This is a genomic window from Actinoallomurus oryzae (assembly GCF_039541955.1).
Classification (GTDB): Bacteria; Actinomycetota; Actinomycetes; order Streptosporangiales; family Streptosporangiaceae; genus Actinoallomurus; species Actinoallomurus oryzae.
This window is the reverse complement of record NZ_BAABHF010000075.1, coordinates 1-543: the sequence shown is the minus strand read 5'-3', so window position 1 is coordinate 543 and position 543 is coordinate 1. Positions and strand designations below refer to the sequence as shown.

At 68.7% G+C, this 543-nt stretch carries 1 protein-coding gene; it reads left to right on the top strand.

Annotated elements, in window-relative coordinates; genetic code table 11:
• Nucleotides 1–81: 81 nt before the first annotated feature.
• On the top strand, nucleotides 82–543 hold a 462-nt coding region (locus tag ABEA10_RS49745), incomplete at its 3' end, for an ABC transporter permease (protein ID WP_425551070.1).

The window sequence follows — 543 nt, the reverse complement described above, 5'->3', positions numbered from 1 at the left end:
TGTTGTCCTTGCGTGTCACCCGCGCGCTGCGAAGGAGGAACGCCCGCCATGGCGCCTGAAGCCCCCGTGAAGGATGCGGCCGTGCGACCGAGCATCGAGGCGCCCCGCCCGCTGACCCGGTTCGTCCGCTGGGACGTCATCGTCACCGCCCTGCTGATCGTCGTCTTTCTCGGCGGCGCGTTCGGCAGCTCGGATTTCGCCACCACCGACAACCTGTCCTTCGCGCTGGATGATCTGTCGGAGATCGCGCTCATCGCGCTGCCGATGACGCTGCTGGTCGTGGCGGCGGAGGTGGACCTGTCCGTCGCATCGGTGCTGGGCATGTCCAGTGCGGTGTTCGGCGCGCTGTGGGACGCCGGCTGGGCGATCGAGACGATCATCCCGCTGCTTCTGGTGATCGGTGTGGTGGCCGGGCTGATCAACGGGCTGCTGGTCACCCGCCTCGGGCTGCCGTCGCTGGCCGTCACCATCGGCACGATGACCCTCTACCGGGGGCTCGCCTACGTCGTACTGGGCACCAAGGCGGTGGCGGAGTTCCCGCAG